Source organism: Mesorhizobium sp. B2-6-4 (assembly GCF_006441495.1).
Lineage (GTDB): Bacteria > Pseudomonadota > Alphaproteobacteria > Rhizobiales > Rhizobiaceae > Mesorhizobium.
The window spans coordinates 46,990-72,211 of record NZ_VFUE01000025.1 but is presented as its reverse complement, the minus strand read 5'-3'; the positions used below and the strand labels follow the sequence as shown (position 1 = coordinate 72,211).

At 61.9% G+C, this 25,222-nt stretch carries 24 protein-coding genes and 1 pseudogene; 12 read left to right on the top strand and 13 right to left on the bottom strand.

Annotated elements, in window-relative coordinates:
- Positions 1 to 280: 280 nt before the first annotated feature.
- The 7 genes from FJ426_RS27270 (at position 281) to FJ426_RS27240 (ending at position 8,835) form a co-directional block, all read left to right on the top strand.
- A complete protein-coding gene (locus tag FJ426_RS27270) occupies positions 281 to 1,906 on the top strand; it encodes an amidohydrolase (RefSeq protein ID WP_140561707.1) in 1,626 nt (541 codons plus the stop codon).
- A 67-nt stretch (positions 1,907 to 1,973) separates the two neighbouring features.
- The gene (locus tag FJ426_RS27265) at positions 1,974 to 3,566 is read left to right on the top strand and encodes an ABC transporter substrate-binding protein (RefSeq protein ID WP_140561706.1); all 1,593 of its coding nucleotides are present in this window, start codon (positions 1,974 to 1,976) and stop codon (positions 3,564 to 3,566) included.
- Positions 3,567 to 3,677: 111 nt separating this feature from the next.
- A complete protein-coding gene (locus FJ426_RS27260) occupies positions 3,678 to 4,613 on the top strand; it encodes an ABC transporter permease (protein ID WP_140497345.1) in 936 nt (311 codons plus the stop codon).
- Positions 4,614 to 4,616: 3 nt separating this feature from the next.
- A complete protein-coding gene (locus FJ426_RS27255) occupies positions 4,617 to 5,438 on the top strand; it encodes an ABC transporter permease (RefSeq protein WP_140497347.1) in 822 nt (273 codons plus the stop codon).
- On the top strand, positions 5,435 to 6,352 hold the full coding sequence (locus tag FJ426_RS27250; protein ID WP_140497349.1) for an ABC transporter ATP-binding protein: 918 nt from the start codon (positions 5,435 to 5,437) through the stop codon (positions 6,350 to 6,352). The genes FJ426_RS27255 and FJ426_RS27250 overlap by 4 nt, the downstream gene beginning before the upstream one ends.
- A complete protein-coding gene (locus FJ426_RS27245) occupies positions 6,349 to 7,299 on the top strand; it encodes an ATP-binding cassette domain-containing protein (protein ID WP_140561704.1) in 951 nt (316 codons plus the stop codon). The genes FJ426_RS27250 and FJ426_RS27245 overlap by 4 nt, the downstream gene beginning before the upstream one ends.
- Before the next feature lie 9 nt (positions 7,300 to 7,308).
- Positions 7,309 to 8,835, top strand: a complete 1,527-nt coding sequence (locus FJ426_RS27240) for a M81 family metallopeptidase (RefSeq protein ID WP_140825658.1) — start codon at positions 7,309 to 7,311, stop codon at positions 8,833 to 8,835.
- A gap of 143 nt (positions 8,836 to 8,978) precedes the next feature.
- Here FJ426_RS27240 and FJ426_RS27235 read toward each other — a convergent pair whose 3' ends face one another.
- From FJ426_RS27235 to FJ426_RS27225, 3 genes are all read right to left on the bottom strand, one after another.
- Positions 8,979 to 9,890 (bottom strand): alpha/beta hydrolase, encoded by a 912-nt coding sequence (locus tag FJ426_RS27235; protein WP_140561700.1) that lies wholly within the window; start codon positions 9,888 to 9,890, stop codon positions 8,979 to 8,981.
- Positions 9,891 to 10,285: 395 nt separating this feature from the next.
- On the bottom strand, positions 10,286 to 11,026 hold the full coding sequence (locus FJ426_RS27230) for an SDR family oxidoreductase (RefSeq protein ID WP_140561699.1): 741 nt from the start codon (positions 11,024 to 11,026) through the stop codon (positions 10,286 to 10,288).
- Between the two features lie 33 nt (positions 11,027 to 11,059).
- Positions 11,060 to 11,272, bottom strand: a complete 213-nt coding sequence (locus FJ426_RS27225; protein ID WP_140497359.1) for a 4-oxalocrotonate tautomerase family protein — start codon at positions 11,270 to 11,272, stop codon at positions 11,060 to 11,062.
- Between the two features lie 125 nt (positions 11,273 to 11,397).
- Between FJ426_RS27225 and FJ426_RS27220 the strand changes: the two genes are divergently transcribed.
- Positions 11,398 to 12,336 carry a LysR family transcriptional regulator gene (locus FJ426_RS27220; protein WP_140515189.1) on the top strand — a complete coding sequence of 313 codons (939 nt, stop codon included), beginning with the start codon at positions 11,398 to 11,400 and terminating at the stop codon, positions 12,334 to 12,336.
- Positions 12,337 to 12,389: 53 nt separating this feature from the next.
- On the opposite strand, the gene FJ426_RS27215 is transcribed toward FJ426_RS27220, so the two are convergent.
- The 5 genes from FJ426_RS27215 to coxB all read right to left on the bottom strand — a co-directional run bounded on the left by FJ426_RS27215 (position 12,390) and on the right by coxB (position 17,736).
- Positions 12,390 to 13,760, bottom strand: coding sequence for a cytochrome c (locus tag FJ426_RS27215; RefSeq protein WP_140561697.1), 1,371 nt, complete (start codon positions 13,758 to 13,760; stop codon positions 12,390 to 12,392).
- Positions 13,761 to 13,864: 104 nt separating this feature from the next.
- Entirely contained in the window at positions 13,865 to 14,206 is a 342-nt protein-coding gene (locus tag FJ426_RS27210; protein WP_140525144.1) for a hypothetical protein, read from the bottom strand.
- Between the two features lies 1 nt (position 14,207).
- Complete coding sequence (locus FJ426_RS27205; RefSeq protein ID WP_140561696.1) at positions 14,208 to 14,810, bottom strand: cytochrome c oxidase subunit 3; 603 nt, start codon at positions 14,808 to 14,810, stop codon at positions 14,208 to 14,210.
- On the bottom strand, positions 14,807 to 16,750 hold the full coding sequence (gene ctaD, locus FJ426_RS27200; RefSeq protein ID WP_140561694.1) for a cytochrome c oxidase subunit I: 1,944 nt from the start codon (positions 16,748 to 16,750) through the stop codon (positions 14,807 to 14,809). Before ctaD ends, FJ426_RS27205 begins: the two co-directional genes overlap by 4 nt.
- Positions 16,747 to 17,736, bottom strand: a complete 990-nt coding sequence (gene coxB, locus FJ426_RS27195; RefSeq protein WP_224702949.1) for a cytochrome c oxidase subunit II — start codon at positions 17,734 to 17,736, stop codon at positions 16,747 to 16,749. Before coxB ends, ctaD begins: the two co-directional genes overlap by 4 nt.
- A 353-nt stretch (positions 17,737 to 18,089) precedes the next feature.
- Between coxB and FJ426_RS27190 the strand changes: the two genes are divergently transcribed.
- Entirely contained in the window at positions 18,090 to 18,401 is a 312-nt protein-coding gene (locus FJ426_RS27190) for a hypothetical protein (RefSeq protein ID WP_140497373.1), read from the top strand.
- Positions 18,402 to 18,452: 51 nt separating this feature from the next.
- On the opposite strand, the gene FJ426_RS31915 is transcribed toward FJ426_RS27190, so the two are convergent.
- Entirely contained in the window at positions 18,453 to 18,629 is a 177-nt protein-coding gene (locus tag FJ426_RS31915; protein WP_224647138.1) for a hypothetical protein, read from the bottom strand.
- Between the two features lie 178 nt (positions 18,630 to 18,807).
- Between FJ426_RS31915 and FJ426_RS27180 the strand changes: the two genes are divergently transcribed.
- Complete coding sequence (locus FJ426_RS27180) at positions 18,808 to 20,103, top strand: Nramp family divalent metal transporter (protein WP_140515194.1); 1,296 nt, start codon at positions 18,808 to 18,810, stop codon at positions 20,101 to 20,103.
- 86 nt (positions 20,104 to 20,189) lie between these two features.
- Positions 20,190 to 20,678, top strand: a complete 489-nt coding sequence (locus FJ426_RS27175) for a hypothetical protein (protein ID WP_140497376.1) — start codon at positions 20,190 to 20,192, stop codon at positions 20,676 to 20,678.
- A 69-nt stretch (positions 20,679 to 20,747) separates the two neighbouring features.
- Here FJ426_RS27175 and FJ426_RS27170 read toward each other — a convergent pair whose 3' ends face one another.
- Positions 20,748 to 22,859, bottom strand: a complete 2,112-nt coding sequence (locus FJ426_RS27170; RefSeq protein WP_140763671.1) for a catalase — start codon at positions 22,857 to 22,859, stop codon at positions 20,748 to 20,750.
- 292 nt (positions 22,860 to 23,151) lie between these two features.
- Between FJ426_RS27170 and FJ426_RS27165 the strand changes: the two genes are divergently transcribed.
- Positions 23,152 to 23,715: a sigma-70 family RNA polymerase sigma factor gene (locus FJ426_RS27165; protein ID WP_140561714.1), complete on the top strand. Its 564-nt coding sequence runs from the start codon at positions 23,152 to 23,154 to the stop codon at positions 23,713 to 23,715.
- Here FJ426_RS27165 and FJ426_RS27160 read toward each other — a convergent pair whose 3' ends face one another.
- The 3 genes and pseudogenes from FJ426_RS27160 to FJ426_RS31905 all read right to left on the bottom strand — a co-directional run.
- A complete protein-coding gene (locus tag FJ426_RS27160) occupies positions 23,716 to 23,868 on the bottom strand; it encodes a hypothetical protein (RefSeq protein WP_181165412.1) in 153 nt (50 codons plus the stop codon). It lies immediately after the preceding gene.
- A gap of 185 nt (positions 23,869 to 24,053) precedes the next feature.
- The gene (locus FJ426_RS31910) at positions 24,054 to 24,272 is read right to left on the bottom strand and encodes a hypothetical protein (protein ID WP_224519089.1); all 219 of its coding nucleotides are present in this window, start codon (positions 24,270 to 24,272) and stop codon (positions 24,054 to 24,056) included.
- Positions 24,273 to 24,485: 213 nt separating this feature from the next.
- A pseudogene (locus tag FJ426_RS31905) lies at positions 24,486 to 25,202 on the bottom strand (class I SAM-dependent methyltransferase); the annotation flags it as partial.
- Positions 25,203 to 25,222 lie beyond the last annotated feature (20 nt).

The following is a 25,222-nucleotide window of genomic DNA, read 5'->3' as shown; positions in this document are numbered from 1 at the left end:
CTGCGTTCGAGCATTGATCGAACCGCAATGGGGAACATATTTCATTATAATTGCTATGTTATGCAAATTTTGCATGCTTGATTGCGAAAACCGAATTGGCCTTGTGATCGCCGACGCCCCAACGTCTGCAAAACGAAAAAGCTGGCAACTGGAGCCGGTGGCAGGGGGAACGTGACGTCGAGCGCGGGAGAAGAATCTGACCGCGCGCGAAACGGAATGCCACTCAAAGTCAAATCTATGTCGGCGACGTCCGTGAACGCCGGGGAGAAGAAAAGGCAGCATGAATTCGCAGAACCAAGCCGATCTCGTTTTGCATGGCGGCAAGATTTGGACCGGTTACGGAAATCCGATCGCGGAGGCGATTGCGGTCTTGGGCAACCAGGTCGTGGCCAGTGGCTCCAACGCCGAAATCAAGGCCCTGATCGGAAAGGGCACGAGGGCCGTGGATCTGGCCGGGCGCTTCGCAATGCCCGGTCTGAACGATGCGCACCTGCATCTGATCTCGACGGGGCTCCTGCGCGGCAAGGTCGATGCGACGCCCGATGCCGCGCCGACCCGCGGCGCGCTGATGGCTGCGTTGCAGGCGCGGGCCGCCGAAACGCCCAAGGGCGCATGGGTGACCGCGCGGGGTTTTGACCAGACCCGATATCCCGACGCACTGATGCCGACCGTGAAGGAACTGGACGCCGCCCTGCCCGATCATCCCGTTTCGGTCACGCGCGCCTGCGGCCATGTCACTGTCGTGAATTCGCTGGCGCTGGCGCTGGCGGGAATCGATATCGACACGCCCGATCCGGATGGTGGCGTCATTGGGCGCGAGGCCGGGCAACTGACCGGAATGCTGGCTGAGAACGCCCAGAACTTCGTCTACGACGTCCAGCCGACACCCTCTTTCGCCGAGATACTCGATGCTATCGAAGCGGGGGGCCGTGACCTCCTGCGGTTCGGCATGACGTCCTGCATGGACGCGGCCACTGGCCAGATCGACGGTATGACCGAGATCGAGGCTTATCATGAGGCCGAGCGCAGCGGCCGGCTCCCGGTACGGGTCTGGGCAACACTTCTGGGCGACCCCGGTTCGTCCATCGTCGAGCCTTGCCATGCCGCGGGTCTCGTTACCGGGGTCGGCAGCGACATGTTCCGCATAGGCGGCGTGAAGATATTCACGGACGGCTCGGCCGGCGGACGCACGGCTTGGATGCGCCAGCCATATATTGGCCAGCCTGACAATTTCGGTGTCCGGATGCTGCCGGACGCTCAATTGTTCGAACTGGTCGACCGCTACACCGCAATGGGCTACACCATGGTCTGCCATGGCATTGGCGATGCCGCCATCGACCAGCTCGTGCGCGCTTATGAACGTGTGCGCGCCGCCAGGCCGGATCACAAGCACCGGCACCGGATCGAGCATTGCGGTTATGTCGATGATGCCATCAATCAGCGGATGTTGAAGGCAGGCATCCTGCCTGCGCCGCAGCAGGCCTTCATCTATGATTTCGGCGACGCCTACGTCTCGGTTCTCGGGCCGGAGCGCGGGTTGCGCTCCTATCCGATCGGAACCTGGGATCGCCTCGGCATGAAGCCGTCCACCGGCAGCGACTCGCCGGTCTGTTCGCCCAATCCCTTCCCGGACCTCTACGCCATGCTGACGCGCAAGACGCACAAGGGCACGGTAATGGACGCTTCCGAAAAACTGACGTCCGAACAGGCGTTGCGCGCCTATACCGAACACGGTGCCTACTCCCAGGGCGCGGAAATGGTGAAGGGCCGGTTGGAGCCTGGAATGCTCGCGGACATCGCCGTGTTCTCCAACGACCTCCTGACGGCCACACCGGAGACAATCCTGCGTGAAACGCGCTGTGAGATGACAATTCTGGATGGGCGCATCGTCTATGAAGGAAGTTGAGGCGGGATGCCGGTTGGGCCCGTCTCTGACAGGAAATCAACAACGAACCACAGGGAGGAATTGAGGGATGTTGAACAGACTTGGCTTGATCGCGGCGCTTGCGCTTGGAACGGCGACCGCCGCGCTGGCGCAGGACGCCACACCGAAGGATGGGGGGAAATTGGTGTTCACCGCGCCCTATGGCAACTCCATCACATCGCTGGACATCACGGCGACACCGCATACGCAAGACGAGATCGTGGCCAAAGCGATCAACCGCTCCCTCTACAAATGGAACCCGGAAAGCGGCAAGCCTGAGCTCGACCTCGCCGAAACGGTAGAGAAGTCGGCGGATGGCAAGACCTATACCTACAAGCTCCGGGAAGCGACCTTTCACAATGGCGACAAGCTCGACGCCGATGACGTGATCTGGTCCTACAACCGTCTTGCCGATCCCAAGAAGGCCCTGCCGGGCGCCGAGCAGATGTTGCAGATCGCCGGCGTCGCCGAATTTCAGGCAGGCAAGGCCGATCATATTTCCGGGTTGAAGAAGATCGACGACAGGACCATCGAAATCACCTTCATCAACCTGGCCGATCCGGGCTGGAACCTGATGTCCAACTATGCGCCGATCTACTCCAAGGACTATCCGGAGGATCAGCTGGCCTCCAAGCCGAACGGCCTTGGCCCGTTCAAGCTCGCCAATTACGTTGCGGGCTCGAAGGTCGAACTGGAGAAGTTCGACGGCTATTATGAGGAGGGCAAGCCGCATCTCGACAAGCTCGACATCATGCTGATGGGCGAAGCTTCGGCTCGCGACGTCGCCTTCCGCAACGCGGAGATCGATACCAACGTTCTCGGCCCTGTGCAGTATGAGGCCTACAGCCAGGATCCGGCGCTGAAGGATCACATCCTTGAGGTGGCCGAAGTCTACACCCGCAATATCGGCTTCAATCCGAAGGTCGAGGCATTCAAGGACAAGCGCGTCCGGCAGGCGATCAATTATGCGATCAACAAGGACCTGATTGTCGAGAAGCTCTTGAAGAACAAGGCTTATCCCGCGGTCTCCTGGCTGCCGATTTCATCGCCGGCCTTCGACAAGGACGCCAAGCCCTATGCCTATGATCCGGAAAAGGCCAAGGAACTGCTGAAGGAGGCAGGGTTCGAGACCGGTCTGAAGTTCTCGGTCACCGCGACCTCGAACGAAAGCTGGGGCCTGCCGATCGTCGAGGCGATCATCCCGATGCTGGCGAAGGTGGGCGTCACCGTGACGACCGACCCGGTGGAAAGCTCGGTCCTGTCCGACAAGATCCTGTCCGACAATTTTGATGCCTTTATCTGGTCGAACTCGTCGGGCCCGGATCCGCTGAAATATCTGAACTGCTTCTATTCGAAGACATCGCAAACCGCCTGCAACTACGTCAAGTTCAACAATGCCGACTTCGACAAGCTGATCGAGCAGGCAGGCAACGAAACCGATCCGGCCAAACAGAACGATCTTCTGAGGCAAGCCAACAACCTGCTGCAGGACGAGGCTCCGGTCTGGTTCTTCAATTACAACAAGGCCGTCATGGCCTACCAGCCATGGGTCCACGGGCTGAAGCCGAACGGCGCGGAACTGGCTATCCAGGATTACGAGGACATCTGGATCGACGACAGCGCACCCGCATTACGCAAGTAGCGCGATGGCATGGCTGGCGGGCGGGACCGGTTTGTACGGCCCCGCCCACCGCATGGCGCCCACTCCTCGCCCGCCGCATGGCGCCCAGTTGTTGAAAGGCAGGATTCGCGGATGTCGCGCTTCATCTTTCGTCGCACGCTGCAGATGATCCCGACCCTGCTGGCGGTCGTGCTGATCATTTTCGTGATATTCAGCGTCGTCCCCGGCAGCTTCATATCGAGCCTGATGTCGGAGGGGCGCAACGCCACGAATGCCGATGTGATGGCGCATCTGAACGAGCAGTTCGGGCTGGACAAGCCTCTGCCGGTCCGCCTGTGGGACTATCTGTGGGGGCTGGCGCATTTCGACCTTGGAATTTCCTACCGCACCCGCGAACCGGTGTGGAACGTGATCGAGCCGCGGCTCTGGCCTTCGATCAAACTGGCGCTGGCGGCGATGGGCTTTGCCGCGGCAGTCGGTATTCCTCTGGGATTTCTGGCCGCGCTGAAGCCCGGCAGCGTGTTGGACACCGGCACGATGATGCTGGCGGTTTCCGGCCTGTCGGTTCCCGAATTCTGGCTAGGTTTGCTGCTAATGTACGTCTTTGCGCTGCAGCTCGGTCTGCTGCCGAGCTTCGGCTACCAGCCCGGCGGCATCCGCTACATCATATTGCCTGCCATCGCGCTCGGCGTATCGCCGATGGCGCTCCTGGCGCGAACCACCCGCGCTGGCGTTCTGGACGTGATGAACGCGGATTTCGTGCGAACGGCGCGAGCCAAAGGGTTGACCGAACCGCGTCTGGTGCGCAGTCACGTCACCCGCAACGTGCTGGTGTTGATCCTGACCACGCTTGGCCTTCAGATCGGTTCGCTCATGGGGCAGGCGATCGTGATCGAGAAACTGTTTTCCTGGCCAGGGATCGGGTCGCTTCTGGTCGACAGCGTGTCGGCACGCGACATTCCCGTGGTTCAGGGTACGGTCATCGTGATCGTGTTGTGGTTCCTTGTCATCAACATGCTGGTCGATATCGCCTATGCCATGATCGACCCGCGCATCAAGGTGGCCTGATCCATGCGGTTGCGTTTCAATTTCGCCCTTGGCCTGGCGCTGGCGTTGCTCGTGGTCGCCGCAGCCGTCAGCGCCGGCTGGATTGCCCCGTACAACCCGATATTCGACGCCGACCTGATGAATTCTGAAATGCCGCCGAGCTGGGACCATCTTTTGGGCACGGACGGGCAGGGTCGCGACGTCTTTTCCCGTATCCTCTACGGCGCCAGGGTGTCGCTGACCGTCGGCCTCGTTTCGCAGTTGATCAACTCGTGCATCGGTATGGCGCTTGGGGTTTCGGCCGGTTATTTCGGAGGCTGGTGGGACGACCTGGTGAACGGGCTGACCAACGTCATGCTGGCGATCCCATCCCTGGTCTTCGCGCTCGCCATCATGGCGGTGTTGGGACCCGGCTTGCCAAGTCTCCTGATCGCATTGGGCCTGACCAACTGGTCCTGGACCTGCCGCATCGCCCGCAGCTCCACCTTGTCGCTCAAGAATCAGGGCTTCGTGCAGGCCGCCAGGGCGGCCGGCTTCAGCGACGCCAACATCATGCGCACGCAGATACTGCCGAATATCGTCGGTCCGGTGCTGGTCATCGCGACACTTGGCATCGGCGGCGCGGTTCTGGCGGAAGCTGCACTGTCTTTCCTCGGCGTCGGCATCCGGCCACCACAGCCGAGCTGGGGGAACATGCTGACCGACGCGCGCGAACTGATCCGCACCGCCCCCTGGGCCTCGCTGTTCCCCGGCCTCGCAATCTTCGCCACGGTCCTTGGCTTCAATCTGCTCGGTGACGGGCTGCGCGACATGCTGGATCCGCATATGAGGATAAGGCAGGCATGAGCGGCATTCTTCCCGACCCTGTTCTGTCCATCCGCGACTTGCGCATCGGCGTCGGCAAGCGGAACGAAATCCTTCACGGCGTGTCTTTCGATATCCTGCCTGGGGAAACTTACGGACTTGTCGGCGAATCCGGTTCGGGCAAAAGCATCACCGGCCTTTCGGTGATGGGGTTGCTTAAACGCCCGCTGGAGGTGACCGGCGGCTCGATCTTCTTCCGGAGCCAGGACGTGTTGAAGCTTGGCAGCCGCGCCAGGCGCCGTCTGCGCGGCGACCGTATGGCGATGGTGTTTCAAGAGCCCATGACGGCGCTCAATCCGCTGATGGCGATTGGCCGTCAGATCGCGGAAATGTTCGTCGTTCACAGGGGCTTCGGGTGGTCGGATGCGCGCAGGAAAGCCGTCGAGGCACTGGAAAGTGTTCGTGTGCCGGCGCCCGAGGAACGCGCCCTGTCTTACCCCCATCAACTGTCGGGAGGGATGCGCCAGCGCGTCATGGTCGCCATTGCACTGGCCTGCCGTCCCGACCTGCTGATTGCGGACGAGCCGACCACCGCACTTGATGTGACGGTCCAGGCAGGCGTCCTGGAATTGCTTGCCGAGCTTTGCACGGCTGAAGGAACGGCCGTGCTGCTGGTCAGTCACGATTTGGGCGTGATCGCCAATATGTGCCGGCGCGTCGGGGTCATGGACCGGGGGCGGCTCGTCGAGGAGCAGGACACCAAGGCTCTGTTCGAAAATCCGCTGCATCCCTATACCCGAGGCCTGCTCGCGGCACGCCCTCGCCTGGGGTCGCGAACGCTGGTTGGACGCGCCCGCCTGACCGAACTGGACCAGGTCGTGGGCAGCGAGGAGCGTGGACGCGACGCACCGACGCTGACCACGCCGCGCGGCCTTGGTCTGGAGGCGACCGCATGAACCAGCCTCTTCTGGAAATCCGCGACCTCAACGTCCATTTCCCGCTGCCGCGTCGCTCGCTGTTGGGGCCAAAGCGGACGCTTCGTGCCGTTCAGGGCGTGAATCTGACCCTGAACGACGGAGAGTGCCTGTCCATCGTCGGTGAATCCGGCTGCGGAAAATCCACCACCGCGCTGACCGTGATGGGCCTGCAGGAGCCGACTTCGGGAAAGATACTGTTCCAGGGCAAGCCGTTGGCAGGCCCTGGCGCTCCCGCCCGCAAGGAGCGCGCGCGCATCGCTCAGATGGTGTTTCAGGACCCGTATGCGTCGCTGAATCCGCGCCAGACCATCGGTCGCATGCTGTCCTCGCAGCTTTCCCTGCATGGAATCGCCAGGGGAAGCGAGGCCAGCCACCGCGTCGCCGAGATGCTGACCCGCGTCGGCCTGACGCCCGATCACGCCGACCGTTATCCGCATGAATTCTCCGGCGGGCAGCGCCAGCGGATCGGCATCGCGCGGGCGTTGATGCTCGATCCGAAGATCCTGGTGCTGGACGAGCCGGTGTCGGCGTTGGACGTGTCCATCCAGGCGCAGATCATCAACCTGCTGATGGACCTGCAGGAAACGCTGGGCTTGAGCTACATCATGATCTCCCACGATCTGAGCGTGGTCGAGCATGTCAGCGACAGGGTTGCCGTCATGTATTTCGGCCGCGTGGTGGAAGAGGGTGACTGGCATTCGATTTTTAGTCGCCCGACGCATCCCTACACGCGTCGCCTGATCGGTTCGGTTCCCGATCCCGACGCGATCCTGACCGGGGCACGCACCTTGCCGGATGCCGCCTTCGTTCCAGACGCCGCCCGCTTTTCGCCCGACATTTCGCGCCGTCCGGATCCCGACGAAGAACACGAGCCAAGCGAGCTTGTCGAGATCGGCCGCGGTCATCGCGTCCGCCTCGCGCAATAGGAATTGCCGATGACCTTCACCGTCCTTACCTGCGAATTCATGCACGAGAGCAATACGTTCTCGCGCTTCCGCACCGACTTGCCGCAGTTTCAGGTGGACACGCTTCTCCTTGGCGACGAAGCGATCCGCGCCCGCCGCAACGCCAACACCGAACTTGCTGGGTTCATGGATGTGGCGGAACCGGCGGGCTGGAACGTGATCCACGCGATTTCGGCACATGCCGTGCCCGGGGGGCGGGTGACGAAAGCCGCCTATGACCACATCGCCGGTATTATCCTGGAGGCAGCGCGTTCGAACAAGGGCCGCCTCGATGGAGTGCTTCTTGGACTTCATGGCTCGATGGTGCCGGAGTTTTGCCATGACGGTGAAGGGTATCTGCTGGGCCTTCTGCGGGCCGAACTTGGAGCGGACATTCCTGTTGCGGTAACGCTCGACCTTCATGCGATGGTGTCCGAAGACATGGTTCGGGACGCGCAGATCCTTGTTTCCTACAAGACCTATCCGCATGTGGACATGCGCGAAATCGGCGCGCATGCCGCCCGTATCCTGGATCGCGCAATGAAAGGTGAAATCGCGCCCCGGACTGTCAGGGCGCATGTGCCGATGCTGGACGAAGCGAATTCCGGCCGCACCGACATTCCCGAGACGCTGGCCCTTTATGACCGCGCCCGCGAGGCCGAGGCCGAGGGCTTGCTCGCGGTTTCCGTCAATGCAGCCTTCACGGGCGCCGACGTGTCCTGCGTCGGTCCCACCGTGCTCGCAACCTATGACAGCCGTGATCCCGGCGCCAAGCCAGCCGCCATGCGTGTGACAGAGGAACTTGCGGACAGGATCTGGCAGGGCCGGACCAGGAAGCGCAATGTTTTCATCGAGGTCGACGAGGCTGCTGCCGAGGCGCATGCCTGGCGCGGCGACAAACCGCTTGTTATCGCCGATTACGCCGACAATCCCGGCGCCGGTTCCTACGGCGACTCGACCGCGCTGTTGAAGGGCCTGCTTGATGCGGGAGTAAAGGGTGCGGTACTCGCGCCGATGATCGATCCTCAAGCGGCAAATGAATTGCACCGTCACCGGCAAGGCGAGACTGTGACGGTGACGATTGGCGGCAGGGGCGACCCCAATTTCGGCGGTGGCCCGCTAACAGTGACGGGTGTGCTGACCAGGCTTTCGGAGGGCAGCTATGTCGGTGACGGACCGATTCAAGGCGGGCTCACCCATAGTTTCGGACCCACCGCCGTAATCGATGTCGACGGGATCGAAGTCCTGGTCGTTTCAGAAGCGCAGCAGATGGTCGACCTTCAGCAATTGCGGGCCTTCGGAATAGAACCGACGGCTCGCCGCGTGTTGGTCCTGAAGTCGATGCAGCATTTCCGGGCGGCATTCGAGCCGATAGCGGGCAAGGTCATCGTCTGCGATGCGGGCGCGCTGGCAACGCCGCGGGCAGAACGGCGTCCCTATATCCACGCGCCGCGCCCGCTCTGGCCGCTCGACAAGGATTTCGAGCGCTTCGTTCGTCCCTTGGTCGACACATTCTAAATTACCAAAGCGGGCCAGTGCAGACGGCCCCTTCCTGGATGCGAATGCTGACAGCGAGCGCACTCTTCGCAGGCCCTGCGTGGCGACGGCGGTGCGATCGATCATCGACCGTCAAGTCACAGACATCGCCGATACGCTTCAGCTCATCTATTCGCTCCGGCCTGCGGGCCTGCCCGGGCCGTTGTTCGAGGCTCGGAAAACGGCGGCGTCCGCGCTGCATCGTGACGCGCGCCGTCCCGGTGCCAGAAGTCGAGAACGGCTGCGGTAATAGCCTCTGGCGCGTCCTCCTGAACAAGATGCTTCGCATCCGGTACGACAACGAGTGGAGCGTTTGGAATGCGCCGTGCGAGTTCCTCACCATCTTTCAGCGGGATGAATTCATCCTCGGCGCCCCAAAGAATGGTCACGGGGCAGCGGATTTCGCCGTAACGATCTTCGATCTCCTCGCTGTACTTGTCGTCCATCTGCGCCACCTGGCGCCAGAACGCCTTCTTGCCCTCCTCGCTAAGCCAAGGCTGGAGGTAAAGCCGCATCTCCTCTTCGCGCAATTTGTGCTTCGCTGCGGCACCAATATACGCGCGCAGGACGGCTTCATGGATATAAGCCGGTAGACCGGCAAAAACGTCTTGGTGCGTCTTGGCCGCCTGCACCAGCGCGGATCCCTGCGGGCTGATTGCGACAGGATCGATCAGCATGAGGCTGCTGTAGTCGATGCCGTCCATGAGATGGGCGCGCAACGCGGCGGACCCGCCAAAGTCATGCGCGACAACGTCCGGGCGCTCTATACCCCAATGCTTTACCAGCGCCGCGAAAACTCCATTCTGAAGACCATGCAGGACGTCGGCGTCCGGCTTGTCGGACTGCCCGAAACCCAGCAAATCATAATAGAAAACCCGACGGTGCCGCGCGAGCCACGGTGCAATTCGCCGCCACACCAGCGAGGAAAATGGCGAGCCGTGCAGGAGGATCGCAGGCTGTCCTTCGCCGAGCGTGCCCCAGGCGATCGCGTGATCGCCGTAGATGAAGCGTTCAGGCAGAGTCCAGTTCGCAATCATCTCGTCCTCCGTATCCAGAGACTTGTCGAGGAATCCGACAGGAAGCGGGTCGGACCGAAACTCTCAGCCATGGTGCGATGGTGCGAATTCCGGCCCTGGACAATCTCTCGGCGACAGAAACCCAGGTGGTAGCGTCGTCAGGCCAGCCGTGCAGCAGCAAAGCCGCTGTGTCATGCTTCGCGCCTTCCTCCAGAAAGGCGATGTCGAGCATTTGTGGCCGCGGTTGACGGCATGATGAAGCGCGCGTGGGTCTGCATCCCTGCCCAACGAGGACGGCGCGATCGGGTTCCTTGGCATGCGACCATCAGGCCGCTCTTGTCGACCTCCGTCCGAGGCAGCCCGTTCACGGAAAGCCTTCCCCTATCCGAGCCGGACTTGCTTCATGATCCTGTTCCTCAGATGACCCCGCCATTCGCTCGGACGATCTGGCCGTTGATCCAGCCGCTGTCCGGTCCGACCAGCAGGGAGACGACGCGCGCGATGTCGTCGACCTCGCCCAGACGGCCGAGCGGGTTCATATGTTTGATGCGATCGAGCGTCGCCTGATCCTTGCCTTCGAGAAAAAGCTCGGTGGCCACCGGCCCCGGCGCAACCGCGTTGACCGTGATGGCGCGGGATCCCAACTCCTTCGCCAGGATGTGGGTGAGCGCTTCGACCGCGGCCTTGGTGGCTGCATAAACGCCATAGGTCGGCTGGTAGAGTCCGACGACGCTGGTCGAGAAGTTCACGATGCGGCCGCCGTCGCGCAGGCGCCTCGCCGCCTCGCGAAGGCCGTTGAACGTGCCCTTGAGATTGATCGCGATGGTCTGATCGAAGCTCGCATCTTCAAATTGAGCGACCGGCGCGAGCTTCATGATGCCGGCATTGTTCACCAGCACGTCGACGCCGCCATGGGCCGCTTCGGCGGAATCGAACATCCGTCTCACGGCTTGGGGGTCGCTGACATCGGCCTGGAAGGAGGTGGCCCGACCGCCGGCCTTTTCGATCTCGTCCACCAGCTTGGCGGCCGCTTTGGCGCTGCCTGCATAGTTGACGACGACCGTGAGGCCGTCGCTCGCCAGCCGGCGGGCGATGGCCGCTCCAATGCCACGAGACGCTCCCGTGACGATCGCAACTTTGTTCGTTGAGGTGGTCATTGTCGTTGTTCCTTTGCCGTGTTGTTGCCGATATCAATCCTTCGCTCGATATTCCTGCGGGATCACGAAGACCTCGTCGGCGCGGGCGTAACCGCCGTCCTTGACCTCCTCGATCAGGACCATGGTATGCGGCCGAGCGGCCTCGGAGAAATATTCCACGAGCATCGCCGTGGCCCGATGGACGATCTCTTCTTTCTGGGCCCGGTTCAGCGCCGCCTCGGGGACCTTGAAATTGACGAAGGGCATGATCTTCACTCCTGTCGATCTGATGACTTGAATGGTGTGAAGGTAGCCGTTTTTAAAACCAGCACTAGAAGGCCGATTTCAACATCACCATTTCAAAAACCATAACAATCAACTACGAGATGGTCATGGATCGCATCGACGTCATGCGGCTCTTCGTCAGGATAGTCGAGCGTGGGAGCTTTGCTCAGGCCGCGCGGGACCTGCAGGTTCCGCGGCCCACCGCCACCCATGCGATTCAGCGCCTGGAAGCGGATCTCGGCGTTCGGCTCCTCGAACGGACAACCCGAAATGTGAGGCCGACGCTCGATGGCGCACTCTACCATGAACGCTGCATCCGGCTCCTTGCGGACCTGGATGAGGTGGAGAGCGTCTTCAGGAATGCTGAACCCAAGGGTCCGCTTCGTGTGGATATGCAGGGGACCATCGCGCGGTTTTTCGTCATGCCCGCCTTGCCCGAGTTCATCACGCGCTATCCCGGCATCTCGCTCAGCCTCAGCGAAGGCGACCGGATGGTCGACCTCATCACTGAAGGCGTCGATTGCGTCGTGCGAGCCGGCGAGCTGTCCGACTCGTCTCTGATCGGTCGCCGAATAACCGCATTCGAGCAACTCACCCTGGCGAGCCCAGCCTATCTTGAACGTTACGGCGTCCCTTCGACACCGGATGATCTCGGCGGCCATCACATGGTTGCCTATACCGCCTCCGCGACAGGGCAGCCGTACCCGCTGGAATTCGAGATGGACGGCGCGGCAAGGGAGGTTCCACTACCCTACGATATCGTCGTCCGGGGCGCCGAAATCTACACGGCCTCCGGCGTCGCCGGGCTCGGGTTGATACAGGTCCCGCGTTATCGCGTAGAGCATCAGATCGCCGCCGGACAGTTGGTTCCGGTACTGGAAACTTTTCCACCCCCGCCGATACCCGTATCCGTGCTCTATCCCCAGAGCCGCCATCTGTCTTCGCGGATCAGGGTATTCATTGATTGGCTGGCGGACGTCTTTCGCGCCCCTCGCGGCGCTGCCGGGAGTTCCTCTCAGAAGGGCTCGGTCGAGATGCCAAACTAGGGCAGTTCATCCCGGAAACGCCGAACGGGTAGGCCACGCTTCGGCACGCCGTCTCATCGCCCGTCCCTATGCATGAATGTGAGATGCCGCCGGTGCATTCTCAGGCGAAGGCGTCTGGCGAGCAGAAGCGCCAGGCTAAGCACGAGCACGGCGCTGCCGGCCACCAGCGCCTGGGCCGCCAGAACCATGACCGTCTGCTCCGTCGTCGAGCCTGCCCGCATCTGGCGCACATCGGCTGCCGTGACGCTGACTTGCGGGTTTCCGAAGCGCGCTGTCACATAGTTTGCAAGGGCCGCCACCTGGCCGTCGTCGAGCCAGCCGTCAAAGGCCGCCATCGATTTGCGGCCCGCGACGCCACCTGCCTTGACGCCTTCAAGGATGGTCATGACGACATTCTCAGGCGAGGTTACGCCGAGAGTGCTGTTGTTGGTCAGTGATGGATAGGTGCCATCCGCCGATCCCCCTCCATTCAGGCCATGGCATCCCGAGCAGAGCGACCGGTAGAGATCGTCGCCCACCGCGACCCCGCTGCCCTCCACGCTGGTCTTCGTCCCGGCATCGCGGGCGGCTGCGGGCGGATTGGTCCACGCGAAGCGCGGCCGCTTCTCGTCTCCCGATTGGGCGGGCACGGTCCTGAGGTAGGCGACGATGGCATGAATGTCGTCGTCCGAAAGATATTGCAGGCTGTTCATGACCGTTTCCGCCATCGGACCGCCCGCATATGCCTTTCCAGGCATGGCGCCGGTCTTGAGAAACCGAAACAGCTCCTCATCGCTCCAGCCGCCTACGCCCGCGATCTTGTCGCTGCTGATGTTGAACGCCTGCCAGATACCGGCGCTGCCGCCGGCAAGCTTGCGATCTTCATCCATGCCGAACGTCGTATTCCTTGGAGTGTGGCAGGCGCCGCAGTGGCCAAGCACCTCCACCAGGTAGGCGCCCCTGTTCCATGCGCCGGTTCGGCTTGGATTTGGTCCGAAGCCGCCGGCGTGGAGGTTGGCAAGTTTCCACAACCAGAGCGTCCAGCGCTGGTTAAATGGAAAGGGCAGTATGTTTGCCGGCGACGGCTGAGAAATCGGCGCGGTCGTGAGCAGGTAGGCTCGGATCGCGAGCACATCCTCGCGGTTCATCCCGACGAAGCTGTCATATGGCATGGCGGGATAGAGATCGGCCCCGTCGCGTCTGACGCCTTTCTGCACGGCTCGCACGAATTCGTCGGCGGAATAGCGCCCGATGCCTGTGTCGGGGTCCGGTGTGATGTTGGTGGAATAGACATCGCCGAACGGCGTCGGCACCCGATAGCCTCCGGCGAAAGGCCGGCTCGGATTGGACGTGTGGCAGCCGACGCAATCGGCGGCTCGGGCAAGATATTCGCCTTTCTGGATCTCGTTCGCCCGCAGCGGCGTGCCAGGCGCCAGCGACGCCATGACGGCCGCGATTCGTAGGAGAACGGCGAGGAACGGAACGCTTGCAGCAGGCCAACGCAAACGCTGCCCAGGGCGGATGACCGCTCGTCGGCTCCGCTGCACAGTCACAGTTCGCATCCGCTGAAGATCAATCCGGCCGCCATTTGCGCCAGCATGACGAGCGTGAACAGGGCCCCGATGCCTACCGAAGTCCTGGCCAGAAACGCGCGCGTGCGCGCCTTCAGGGGCGGGCTCGTGCCGTGCCCTGGATCATGAACGGCGCGCCATGACAACAGGACGCCCAGCGCCGCGACGGCGGCGCCTGTCAGCGAGAACAGAACAGTGGGCTGAAACCCGGCGTCGCATTGCCAATATGCGATTGAATAGTCGAGCTGCAGCGATATCGCCCACGCCGTTGGTCCGGTGGCCATGCCTGCCCAGGAAACGCCCGTGCGGATCGCCTGCATGTTACATCCTCGGAACCCAGTAGATTACGAGATAGAGCACGACCCATGAGACGACCACGAAGTCCCAGTAGAAGGCATTGTCCGACACGTCGCTGAAGTGGCGTCCGGTGTTGCCTTTCTTGGTGAACATGAGAACGGCGAGCACGATCGTGTCCCCGACATCGGTGAGGAGGTGTGTCGTGTGCAGGCCGAGCAGGAACCAGACGATCGACCCGTAGGCGTTCTGGTCCCAGGAGATCCGGAGCGCGGGAAATTCCCAGATGCGCACGATCAGGGGAAGAATTCCGGCGATCGACATGACGACGATGCCGATGCGCACCTTCACAAGGTCCTGCCGCCGCGCCCAAAGATCGATCAGACGGTTGGGGACGGCGCTGGCAAGCAGAATGATCAATATTGCCGTGCCCGGCAGGAGGTCGGGTGCTGGCGCTCCGATCGGCCAATGCCGCGCCTGCACAGCCAGGTAGAAATAGGTGCCGATCGCCAGGGCAAAACCGGTTGTTTCAAGGGTGATGAAGGCCACCGTTCCCCACCAGATCGGGCTTGCCGATCCAAAATCATAGGTGGGCAGGTGGCTGACGTCGACGGTTGGCCGGTGTCTCATTCTTCGTCCTCCGGCTCGCCTTTCGGCCAGAACCAGCAGATAAAGCCGATCGAGACCGGTATCGCGCCCCAGACCACCGCCCATGGCGTGTAAATCGAGCCCAGAAACGCGCCACCCACGGCGACGGCCGAGAGCAGCGGCCAGATCGAGTTGTCGGCCGATGGCACGCGCAGTTGCGGCACCGCATCGGCGACCGTGCCGGCAAGCACTTCGCGCGCATCGACGCGCAGGCCCTCGACCACCGGGAGTATGTCGGGTTCGGCCCAGAGCGGCTCGCGATGGGTCACCACTGGCAGGCGCGAAAAATCGTAGGAAGTTGGCGGCGACGTCGTTGCCCATTCCAGTGTGCTCGCCCCCCAGGGATTGTCTCCCGCGAGGCGACCGTTGCGAAGGCTGAGCAGCATGTTCAGGACGAAAAGCGCAAAGCCGGCGAACACCACCAGCGACGAGATGCTGATGAAGAGGTTCGTGCCGCCCCAGCCGCTCGCCGGCGGATAGGTGTAGACGCGCCGCGGCATGCCTTGCAAGCCAAGGATGTGCATCGGGAAGAAGGTGAGATTGAAGCCGATGAAGACAAGCCAGAAATTCCAGCGGCCGAGCCTCTCGGACAGCATGCGGCCGGTGATCTTGGGAAACCAGTAGTAGACGGCGCCGAGCAGGGGGAAGACGGCGCCTCCGACCAGCACATAGTGGAAATGTGCGACGACGAAATAGGTATCGTGCATCTGCAGGTCGAGCGGCACCGAGGCGACCATGACCCCGGTCAGCCCGCCGATCACGAAGGTGAAGATGAAGCCGAGCACGAAAAGCAGCGGCGTGGCAAAAATCGACCGGCCGCCCCAGATCGTCGCGATCCAGCAGAAGATCTGGATGCCGCTCGGAATGGCGATCATCATCGAGGAGGCGGTGAAGAAGCTTTCGCCGAGCTGCGGCAGGCCCGTGGCGAACATATGGTGCACCCATAGTCCAAAGGATAGGAAGCCGATCGCAACCAGCGACAGCACGATCCCGAGATAGCCAAAGACCGGACGGCGCACGAAGCTCGGCAGGATAGCCGAGACGAAGCCGGTCGCGGGAATGAAGATGATATAGACCTCCGGGTGGCCGAAGAACCAGAACAGGTGCTGCCAGAGCAGTGCGTCGCCCCCCGCCGCCGGGTCGAAGAACCTGGTGCCGACCAGCCGGTCGAGGATCAGCATGGTGCTCGACACCATCACCGCGGGCATGGCGAACAATATGATGAAAGCCATGACGAGGACTGACCAGACATAGAGCGGGATGCGATCGAGCGACATGCCAGGGGCGCGCTGCTTGAACACAGTCGCGATGATCTCGACGGCGACCGCGAGTGCGGACACTTCGGTGTAGGTCACCATCTGCGCCCAGAAATCGGGGCGCTTGCCGATCCCATATTCAGGTCCGGCGAGCGGCACGTAGGAAAACCAGCCGGCATCCGCGCCGGTGTCGAAAGCGAAGGCGATCCAGATCATCAACCCACCGGAGAGATAGACCCAGTAGCTGAAGGCGTTGAGCCGCGGGAAGGCGACGTTTCGGGTGCCGATCATCAGCGGCACCAGGTAGATGGCGAACGCTTCCATGACCGGTACGGCGAACAGGAACATCATCGTCGTGCCATGCATGGTGAAGAGCTGGTTGTAGAGATCGGGGCCGATATGGCGTGCCTCCGGCGTGGCAAGCTGGAACCGCATGGCAAGTGCCGACAGGCCTGCAAGGGCGAGGAACAGGAAGGCCGTCACCATATAGCGCCGGGCGATCAGCTTGTGGTCGACCGTGACCAGCCAACCATAGAGGCCGTTCGGCGTCCGCCAGGCATGCGCCAGATAGTCGTGCAGTCTTGCCTCGTCGAGCCCGGTGTCGCGGATGCCTTTCAGGGCCGCTTCCTGTTTTCGCCTAGCCGTCTTCCTGGCAACGCCACTCATTCAAGACTTCCAAGATAGGCGACGACCGCACGAAGATCGTCGGCGCTGAGAGCAATGCGCGGCATCTTCGCGCCGGGTTTTATGGATTGCGGATCGGCGATCCACGCGGCGAGCGCGCCGGGTGTCATGGCCAGCGTGTCGGCGGCCAATGCACGCCGGTGTGCGAGATGGGTAAGGTCGGGCCCGACCGCTCCCTTGGCCGGCGTCCCCCTTATCGTGTGGCAGAGCGCGCAACCGGTGGAAAGAAAAGCCCGCTGGCCGCGGCGTTCCTCCTCGCTGGCAGGCGCGATGGCGGCGGCGTCTTGTCTGGACCGCCATGCCTCGAACGCTTCGCGGCTTTCCGCGATGACGGTGACGGCCATGTGAGCATGCTGGTAGCCGCAGAACTCGGCGCACTGGCCGCGATAGATACCAGGCCTGTCGGCAATGAGGGTGATCTCGCTCGGCCGGCCCGGAATGAGGTCCCTTTTACCGGCGAGGCTTGGCACCCAGAAGCTGTGAATGACATCGGTCGAATCGAGTTCCACCTTTACCCGTTCGCCGACGGGAAGATGGATCTCGTTCGCCGTGACAATCATGCGCGACCGATCATCGTTGGGATAGCGTATTTCCCACCACCATTGATGCCCTGTGATGCGGATGGTGAGCGTCTCCTTTCCGCCCAGCGAGGCAATGGATTTGCCGGCGAAGAAGCTCGTTATCGTCAGCGCGGCGAGAACCAGCACGGTCGCCGCGACGGCGCTTCCGACCGCGCGGCTAAACCTGTGCTCCTGATGGCTGTCGATGACTAGCGGCGGGGGTCCTGCTTGTGCCCGGCGCTGATGGAAGAGCGCCATTGCCAGGGCCAGCATGACGAGCAGCCAGGTGATGGTCGCCACCGCGCCAAAAGACCAGAGGAGATCGAGAATCGCACGGGCATTCGCACCATGTGCGTGGAGTGCGGATTGCCAGCCGCTGCACCCGCTCAGGACCGGTGCCGAGACCACTGTAGACGCGAGGCCGAGCCATTTCAGGACGCCTGGAAGACGGCTGCCGGACGTGCTTCGAGCTGGACGTGCAAAGGCGGACGCAATGGGCCATTGCCGCCGTTGCCGCAGGCGGATGGACGGGCCCGTGCATCTTGCCATGTGAAATCCCCATGGATGCCAAGGCGATAACGCGAATCGCTGTAAAAGGATGCTTGGCAACGATGGCCGGCTTTTCTCCGCCATGCGATTGGCGCCGGGCCGATGCTTGCGCGCCGGGAGCGCAACCAAATGGCGGATATGTCCGTTTCTCCAGGCAAAGGCGCGGGACGCGCATCGGACGGTTCCACGTCGCGAAAGCTTAGGAACTAGCCATGAGCAACACAGACAAAACGGCCGGCGGAAATCGAAGCGTCGCAGGCAAGGACGATCGCAGCCAGGACGCGACGCGCAACGACCGCCGAGGCAGGGAAGAGACGCGGCAGGAACAGGCTGCGGACAGCCATCCGGAAGAGGATCCGGCGGAGGGCTCTCGCCAAACGGTCGAGCACGAGTTGGACAGGCTGGATCGGTCGGGGCGCAGCGCCTCGCAATCCGCGGGCGAGGGCCAGGTGGAACGCGCGCGTGAGGAGCTGCGGAAGCAGGTCAGCGAAGAGACGCAATTACCGGGACGAGGTTCCGCCTGACAGCGGCTGTGGATCGCCCCGCGGTTGGCTTTTTGTTTCGATTCTTCGGTGTCAGACGGCACGCAGGTCGTGTCGGGCCTGCCGTCTTCCGCTTTCCCGGATCCAGAGGGTCGCCATGAGCAGCGCCGCCCCGCCATAGATCAGGCCGGCGAGGGGAAGGTGCGGGTGAAGAGCCTCACCGCACTCTTTTCGACCGTCGGTCCCAGGCATATCCATGTCGATCTTCAAGGCGATGCGGCTCCAGCCGCATCAACGGCCAAGGCGGGCGCTGCGTTTCATTGGCGGTTGGCTTCCACAGGAACAAAAAGCTTGACCGGAGGTTCGAACCTCAATCTCGGCATCGGCACTTGGTCGGAACAATCGACATGATTTTTTCCCGTGTGGTCTCATTGGACACGCATCTCCCATGAGTGGAGCAGCTGACGATGCCGGCCGAAGCGAGGGAGAGCGAAAAGACGGCGGCATCACACGCGCTCTCGGGCTCGGACTGATCACTGGGGCGGCTGACGACGATTGCTCGGCCATTGGCACCTATGCGAGTGCCGGAGCCCGGTTCGGGCCCGACCTTTTGTGGACGGCTCCTGTCACTCTCCCGATGATGTACATCGTCGTCTATCTCTCGTCCAAACTTGGCCAGGTGTCGGGCCGTGGTCTTTTCAAGGTCATTTCCGATTTCTATCCGCGTTGGCTGCTGTGGTCCGTGCTGGTGGGCGTGCTGATCGGCAACACGATCGAGGCAGCCGCCGACCTTGGCGCGATGTCGGCGGCTGTCGTGCTGTTCGTTCCGCTGCCTTCAAACTCGGTCGTCATCGGTGTCGCGATGATTATTTTTGCCTTGCAGATGTTCGGATCCTACAAGCTAATCCGCAACATATTCCGATGGTTGGCACTGGCCCTGCTCGCCTATGTGGTCTCCGCTGTGCTCGCCAAGCCGGATGTGGTCTCGGTGCTGCGCGGCACCTTGCTGCCGAAAATCGAGTTCAGCCGCGAATATCTGTCCATCATCGTCGCCATCATCGGCACGACGCTGTCCGCCTATCTCTACACTTGGCAGTCCAATCAGGAGGTGGAGGAGGAGATCGCCAAGGGCAGGACGAGCCTCGAAGAGCGCAAGGGAGCCACCGAGGGTGAACTCCGCCGGTCCCGGCGCGATATCCTGATCGGCATGATCTTTTCCAACCTGATCATGTATTTCATCATCCTTTCGACCGGATCGACGCTGTACGAGGCGGGGCATACCCAGATCGAAACGGCAGCGCAGGCGGCCGAAGCGCTGCGGCCGCTTGCGGGCGACGCGGCGGGAATTCTCTTTGCGGCCGGGGTGATCGGCGTCGGTTTCCTGGCGGTGCCGGTCATGACGGCCGGCGCCGCTTTCGATTTCGCCCAGGCCATGGGGTGGAAGAATGGCCTGAACGCCAAGCCCCGGCACGCGCCCAAATTCTACATCGCGACGGGAGTGATCACCTTGGTGGCGGTCGTTCTCAATTTCTTTGGCTTCAACCCGATGAAAGCCTTGGTCTGGTCCGGCATCGTGCAGGGTTTTTCAACGCCACCTCTGCTGTTTCTCATGCTCATCATGACCAACAATCGCAAGATCATGGGCGACAAGGTCAACAGCAGGGCCACCAACATTCTGGGTGGCGTGACGACCATAGCGGTCTTTGCGGCGTCCGCGGGACTGGTGGCGACCTGGTTCATGTAGTTCGCCGGCGCGGAAAGGACGTTCAGGCGCAGTGGAACATCCACGGTCAACTCTCGTTGAAATGCGTGTGAGAGAAAGGGCTGTCCATGTCAAAGCTCCAAGCCGCCACTCAAGAGCATTTAGAGCAACTGAGACTCGAGGCTTCGGCTCGTTTCGCCCCGATGATGCTGCATGAGGCATTGTTGCGTCTTTCCCGGGCCTGCGGGGGTGATAGCCTTGCCCGGTTCGAGAAAGCCATGGTCGATCAGATCGAGGCGACCAAGGACGATCGAGCCGATTTCGAGGCAATCAAGGAATTCGCGATCGAACAGCTTTATGCCTGGATCAGGAACGCGAACGAATCGCCGGATAAGAAGCAACCGCTGGAAAAGATAGAGGACCGCAGAACCCCCGGCCGCTCGGAAGAGCCGCAAACGCTGGAGGATCAGCTGCAGGCCGGTCTGGAAGATTCCTTTCCCGCAAGCGACCCGCCAGCGGTGGTGTCCACCTCCATTCCAGGCGGAGCCAAGAAGCTGGTCGGAACCGACGAAGTGCTGAGAAAACAGCGGGAGGCCAAGGAGCAAGACCGCCCCTAGCCCGCACCGACTGGAATCCCGCTGGCCGAACCGCCGCTCACGGACGGGAATCCGTGCCGGTCGATAGCGTCACAGCTTGACGGCCGCTTCCCGGGCCCACAGCCGCAGCTTGCGGCAAGCCTGCACGAATGTGTTGGCGGAGGCTGCGGAGTCCAGCCGCATCAATCCCTCATCGGCATCGGCTGCGACGCCTGCCTTGGCCAGGAGAGGCGCGGCTCCCGGTGTGAAGCCGATGAATTTGCAATGCGCAAAGGCATCCGACACGAAGTCCTTCGCGGCTGCCTCCTTGACCAGCAACTCGGCGCCCGGCTCGGACAGGAGCAGTACCACGGCGTCGAACAGGACCGACGGACCGCCGTCGATCATGTGTCTGGCTTCGATGTGGGTGCCGTCTGCGGCCTCGACGCCGCCCACCTTGGGCGCTATCACCTCCATGACCGCGCCTTCCGTTTCGATGGCCGAGCGAAGTTGTTCGAAAAGGGCCGTGTCGGCCCCGTCGCTCAGCAAGACGCCGACCTTGCGGCCTTTGAAACTGTCGGGGCCGTTCTCGATAATGCTGAGAGCCGGAGACGGCGGCAGGTCGTCGCGCGGCGGGACGGCGGCCTCGGCGGGGTCGGGCATGTTTCGAATGCCAAGCTTGTCGGCGACTTGAGTCGCCAGCGTTTCGTCTATGTTCAGCAGATGCGCCACCATGCGTTCGCGGATCGCCGGTGCCTGCACCTTGCTCAATTCGAATGTCAGCGCCATGGCGATATGGCGTTGCTCCGGCGCTGTCTGGCTGTTGAAGAATTGCCGCGCTTGGCTGTAGTGGTCGGCGAAGCTCTCCGCCCGCAGACGCACCTTCTGCCCCTCTTCGGCGTCGGCGAAAGAGCGGAAGCCGCGTTGCGGATCCTCGCGGGGACCCGAGCCCCACGAATTCGGCTCATAGTTGGCGCGGCCGACCGGGTTGTGCATGGCCATGTGCCCGTCCTGCTGAAAATGTGCGAAGGGGCATTTCGGAGCGTTGATCGGAATATGGGTGAAGTTCGGGCTGCCCAGCCGCTTCAACTGGGTGTCGAGATAGGAGAAGTTGCGGCCCTGCAGAAGCGGGTCGTTGGAGAAGTCGATCCCGGGCGGCACGTTCTGGGTCATGAATGCAACCTGCTCGGTCTCGGCGAAGAAATTGTCCGGCATACGGTCGAGCACCAGCCGCCCGACCGGGATTGGCTCAATGATCTCTTCAGGGATGATCTTCGTGGCGTCCAAGATGTCGAAGTCGAAGCTGTCGGCAAAATCCTGGTCGAACAATTGCACCGTCAGCTCCCATTCCGGGAAGTTTCCTGACTGGATCGCTTCCCACAGGTCGCGGCGGTGGAAGTCGGGATCGGCGCCATTGATCTTGACCGCTTCGTTCCAGATCACCGACTGCATGCCGAGTTTCGGCTTCCAGATGAATTTGACGAATGTGGATTCGTCGTCGGCATTGACGAGGCGGAACGTGTGGACGCCAAAGCCTTGCATGAAACGGAAGGAGCGCGGTATCGCTCGATCCGACATGATCCACATGACCATGTGCATCGATTCCGGCATCAGGCTGATGAAATCCCAGAAATTGTCATGTGCGGTCTGGGCCTGCGGGAAAGCCCGGTCTGGCTCCTGCTTGGCAGCATGGATGAGGTCCGGAAATTTGATGGCGTCCTGGATGAAGAACACGGGAATATTGTTGCCGACGAGGTCCCAATTGCCTTCTTTGGTGTAGAGCTTGACGGCAAAGCCGCGCACGTCTCGGGCGAGGTCGAACGAGCCCTTGTTGCCGGCGACCGTCGAGAACCGCACGAAGGCAGGCGTCTTTTCGCCGGCGCGCTGGAAAATGTCGGCACGCGTGTATTTGGCCAGCGATTCATAAGTCTCGAAATAGCCATGAGCGCCGTAACCACGGGCATGCACCACCCTTTCCGGGATGCGTTCGTGATCGAAGTGGAAGATCTTGTCGCGAAAGTGGGAGTCCTCGATCAGAGACGGTCCGCGCTCGCCGATCCGCAATGTGTTCTGGTCGTCGGAGACAGGCGTTCCCAGGGCAGTCGTGAGAACAGGCGTGTCGGCTTCCGCGATCTGGTGCAATTCGCCGCCATTTCCGCGCGCGGCATTCTGATCGTGCATACGCGCCGATTTGGGAGCTGAACGGTGTGCGGATTTGGCCATGATTTTTTCCTCGATTGACGCCCGTGGGCTGACTTGGCTCAAGGCGCCGAACTGCCGGTGCATGGCTTTGTTCCCGCACAACGGCGCGTCGCGCCTATCCTAAGCCAGCGCGAACACGCTGGTGGACGGCGCGCAAGGGGGCGCGGCCGCAGCAGGATCGTTCGGCCGCATCAGAATTTTCTGGAGAGTTGTCTTCAACGCCCGGAACGATACAAACGTCCATGCATTTAGCTGGGGTCTGCATTCATACTTCTTTCTGGGAGCTGGACCATTGTCAGGCGAAGGCTATCTTTTGGCCGACCAGGAAACCCACGAAGTTTCCATCGTTGACCTGATACCCGCGCTACGGGCTTTCGCGCGCACCTTCTGCCGTATCCCCGACGATGCCGACGATCTGGTGCAGGAGACGTTGACGAAGGGCCTTGCCAACATCGACAAGTTCGAACCCGGCACGCGCATGAAGTCGTGGCTCTTCACCATCATGCGCAACACCTACTACACCCGGGTCAAGGTCGCGGCCAGGGAAGCGCCTGGCCTGCTCGACTGCGCGTCCTCGAGGCCGATTTCGGAAGCCACACAGGAATGGACCGTTCAGAGCAAGGAAGTTCACGGCGCCATCCAGAGGCTCCCTGAACACCAGCGCGAGGTGCTGATGCTGATCGGCGTCCTAGGTGTCAGCTATGAGGAGACGGCCGAGATATGTGGCTGTGCGGTGGGAACGGTCAAAAGCCGGCTCAACCGTGCCCGCGCCGCCGTTCTTGAGTTCCTGGGGGAGAGTTCGCTGCAGACGCTGATGGAAAGACGAAATCATCTGTCGGACGGGCAGATCGATATTGATGCCGACAGCCGCGGATAGTCAGTTCTTTATGTCGCGCCGGCGTTTCGCAAGGAGCGCGTTTTGCAGTTCGATCGCCAGTCTGGTCAAGCGATCAGGAACCTTTTCCTGCTCGATCGCGATCAGCAGAGAGGCAATCTCCTGATCCATCGCCATTCCTGCGCGCGGGTCCATTCTATCATCGCTCGAACGAGACATCGTATTCCCTGGCTGGATGGATGGCAGTCCGTCATCCTATTGTGATGACAAGCAACCGCCATTACAAGGAGATGCCCGGTGCCGAAACCGTTGCCGGCAGCCCTTGCACAGGTTTTTCTTCCACTCTCGATTGCCGAGGTCACAGATCCACTGCGGCGCTTTCAGTCCTTCGGCAATCGATTTGCGGCATGATCCTGATATTGATCGGACTTGATCTGATTGCCGTCCAGGCCGCGTTCCTCGCTGTGCTGCTTCTTGTCCCTGTTGGATAAAACGGCATTCTCTTCGATCTTGTCCTTGGCCAGTTCGGTCATTGCTCCGGCGCCGGCCCCTTTGCCGTGGCTGCCACGGCCGATATGTTTCTTGCTGCCGGATGCCATGCTGTCCTCCTTCGAATTGGCGCCGCTCTTCAGCGTCGCTGTGTTCGACGCCCGAACTGGCATTGGCTGGTAATGTTCCGTCACGCCGGCAAGCAGGAAGGCGTCGCCGTCCCACAGCCGAAACGCTTTTTCGCCATCGATGACGACCTGCAATCCGTGACGTTGCGCCAGGCGACGTATATCGGAGCGGTCCAAAAACAGTGATTCGCGATATGAGTAGTTCAGCAAGGCCAGCCTGCCCGGCCTTTTGAGGACGCGCGCAATTTCGCCGAAATGCCGCTCGGCCACGCCGGCTAGCACCAGATAGGGGAAACTGTCGACCGCCAGAACGCAGTCGAAACTCGCGTCGCCGAACTCCGCCAGATCCAGGCCTGAGGTCCGCCGCAACTCTACATTGCCAAGCGCTGCGCATTGCTCACGGGCGATCGAGACCATCCTCGACGATATGTCGATACCGACGACCCGCCCACAGGATGCCGACAGCGCGCGTTCGAAACGCCCGATGCCGCAACCGATGTCCAGAATGCTGCGTCCAGCACCGGTGAAGTCTTGCGCTGTCAGCCATGCAACGATTTCGTCGGTCGTGGCTGCCAGCCTTTCCTCATCGCCAAGGGAAGCCAACTGGACACTCGCCACCCGGGAAATCGCTGCCGCGGCATCAAAGCCCGAGGCCAGCCGCGTCACCACATCTGCATCCGTCTCGTCGTCGTCGCGTTCGTGACGAACGGCAGAACCCGTTTTCTGCAACGTGGCAAAAACCTCCGATCCGCGGCGAAGCAGCCCGGCTATCTGCTGGAGCCTTTCCCTGTCTCGAGTATCGACCGGGTCGATCTCCGCCACGATCTCCGCCAATTCGACTGCCCCGATGCCTGGGTGGAGATGCAGCGCCAGCCTGGCGATGACGGCCTCGGCACTGACAGCGTCCGCCATACAGTCCTCGACCGCCAGCC

What these genes read in the sequence shown, in the direction of transcription:
- FJ426_RS27270 (WP_140561707.1), top strand. Translation starts at nt 281, where the DNA reads ATGAATTCGCAGAACCAAGCCGATCTCGTTTTGCATGGCGGCAAGATT.
- FJ426_RS27265 (WP_140561706.1), top strand. Translation starts at nt 1,974, where the DNA reads ATGTTGAACAGACTTGGCTTGATCGCGGCGCTTGCGCTTGGAACGGCG.
- FJ426_RS27260 (WP_140497345.1), top strand. Translation starts at nt 3,678, where the DNA reads ATGTCGCGCTTCATCTTTCGTCGCACGCTGCAGATGATCCCGACCCTG.
- FJ426_RS27255 (WP_140497347.1), top strand. Translation starts at nt 4,617, where the DNA reads ATGCGGTTGCGTTTCAATTTCGCCCTTGGCCTGGCGCTGGCGTTGCTC.
- FJ426_RS27250 (WP_140497349.1), top strand. Translation starts at nt 5,435, where the DNA reads ATGAGCGGCATTCTTCCCGACCCTGTTCTGTCCATCCGCGACTTGCGC.
- FJ426_RS27245 (WP_140561704.1), top strand. Translation starts at nt 6,349, where the DNA reads ATGAACCAGCCTCTTCTGGAAATCCGCGACCTCAACGTCCATTTCCCG.
- FJ426_RS27240 (WP_140825658.1), top strand. Translation starts at nt 7,309, where the DNA reads ATGACCTTCACCGTCCTTACCTGCGAATTCATGCACGAGAGCAATACG.
- FJ426_RS27235 (WP_140561700.1), bottom strand. Translation starts at nt 9,890, where the DNA reads ATGATTGCGAACTGGACTCTGCCTGAACGCTTCATCTACGGCGATCAC.
- FJ426_RS27230 (WP_140561699.1), bottom strand. Translation starts at nt 11,026, where the DNA reads ATGACCACCTCAACGAACAAAGTTGCGATCGTCACGGGAGCGTCTCGT.
- FJ426_RS27225 (WP_140497359.1), bottom strand. Translation starts at nt 11,272, where the DNA reads ATGCCCTTCGTCAATTTCAAGGTCCCCGAGGCGGCGCTGAACCGGGCC.
- FJ426_RS27220 (WP_140515189.1), top strand. Translation starts at nt 11,398, where the DNA reads ATGGATCGCATCGACGTCATGCGGCTCTTCGTCAGGATAGTCGAGCGT.
- FJ426_RS27215 (WP_140561697.1), bottom strand. Translation starts at nt 13,760, where the DNA reads ATGGCGTCGCTGGCGCCTGGCACGCCGCTGCGGGCGAACGAGATCCAG.
- FJ426_RS27210 (WP_140525144.1), bottom strand. Translation starts at nt 14,206, where the DNA reads ATGCAGGCGATCCGCACGGGCGTTTCCTGGGCAGGCATGGCCACCGGA.
- FJ426_RS27205 (WP_140561696.1), bottom strand. Translation starts at nt 14,810, where the DNA reads ATGAGACACCGGCCAACCGTCGACGTCAGCCACCTGCCCACCTATGAT.
- ctaD (WP_140561694.1), bottom strand. Translation starts at nt 16,750, where the DNA reads ATGAGTGGCGTTGCCAGGAAGACGGCTAGGCGAAAACAGGAAGCGGCC.
- FJ426_RS27190 (WP_140497373.1), top strand. Translation starts at nt 18,090, where the DNA reads ATGAGCAACACAGACAAAACGGCCGGCGGAAATCGAAGCGTCGCAGGC.
- FJ426_RS27180 (WP_140515194.1), top strand. Translation starts at nt 18,808, where the DNA reads ATGAGTGGAGCAGCTGACGATGCCGGCCGAAGCGAGGGAGAGCGAAAA.
- FJ426_RS27175 (WP_140497376.1), top strand. Translation starts at nt 20,190, where the DNA reads ATGTCAAAGCTCCAAGCCGCCACTCAAGAGCATTTAGAGCAACTGAGA.
- FJ426_RS27170 (WP_140763671.1), bottom strand. Translation starts at nt 22,859, where the DNA reads ATGGCCAAATCCGCACACCGTTCAGCTCCCAAATCGGCGCGTATGCAC.
- FJ426_RS27160 (WP_181165412.1), bottom strand. Translation starts at nt 23,868, where the DNA reads ATGGACCCGCGCGCAGGAATGGCGATGGATCAGGAGATTGCCTCTCTG.
- FJ426_RS31910 (WP_224519089.1), bottom strand. Translation starts at nt 24,272, where the DNA reads ATGGCATCCGGCAGCAAGAAACATATCGGCCGTGGCAGCCACGGCAAA.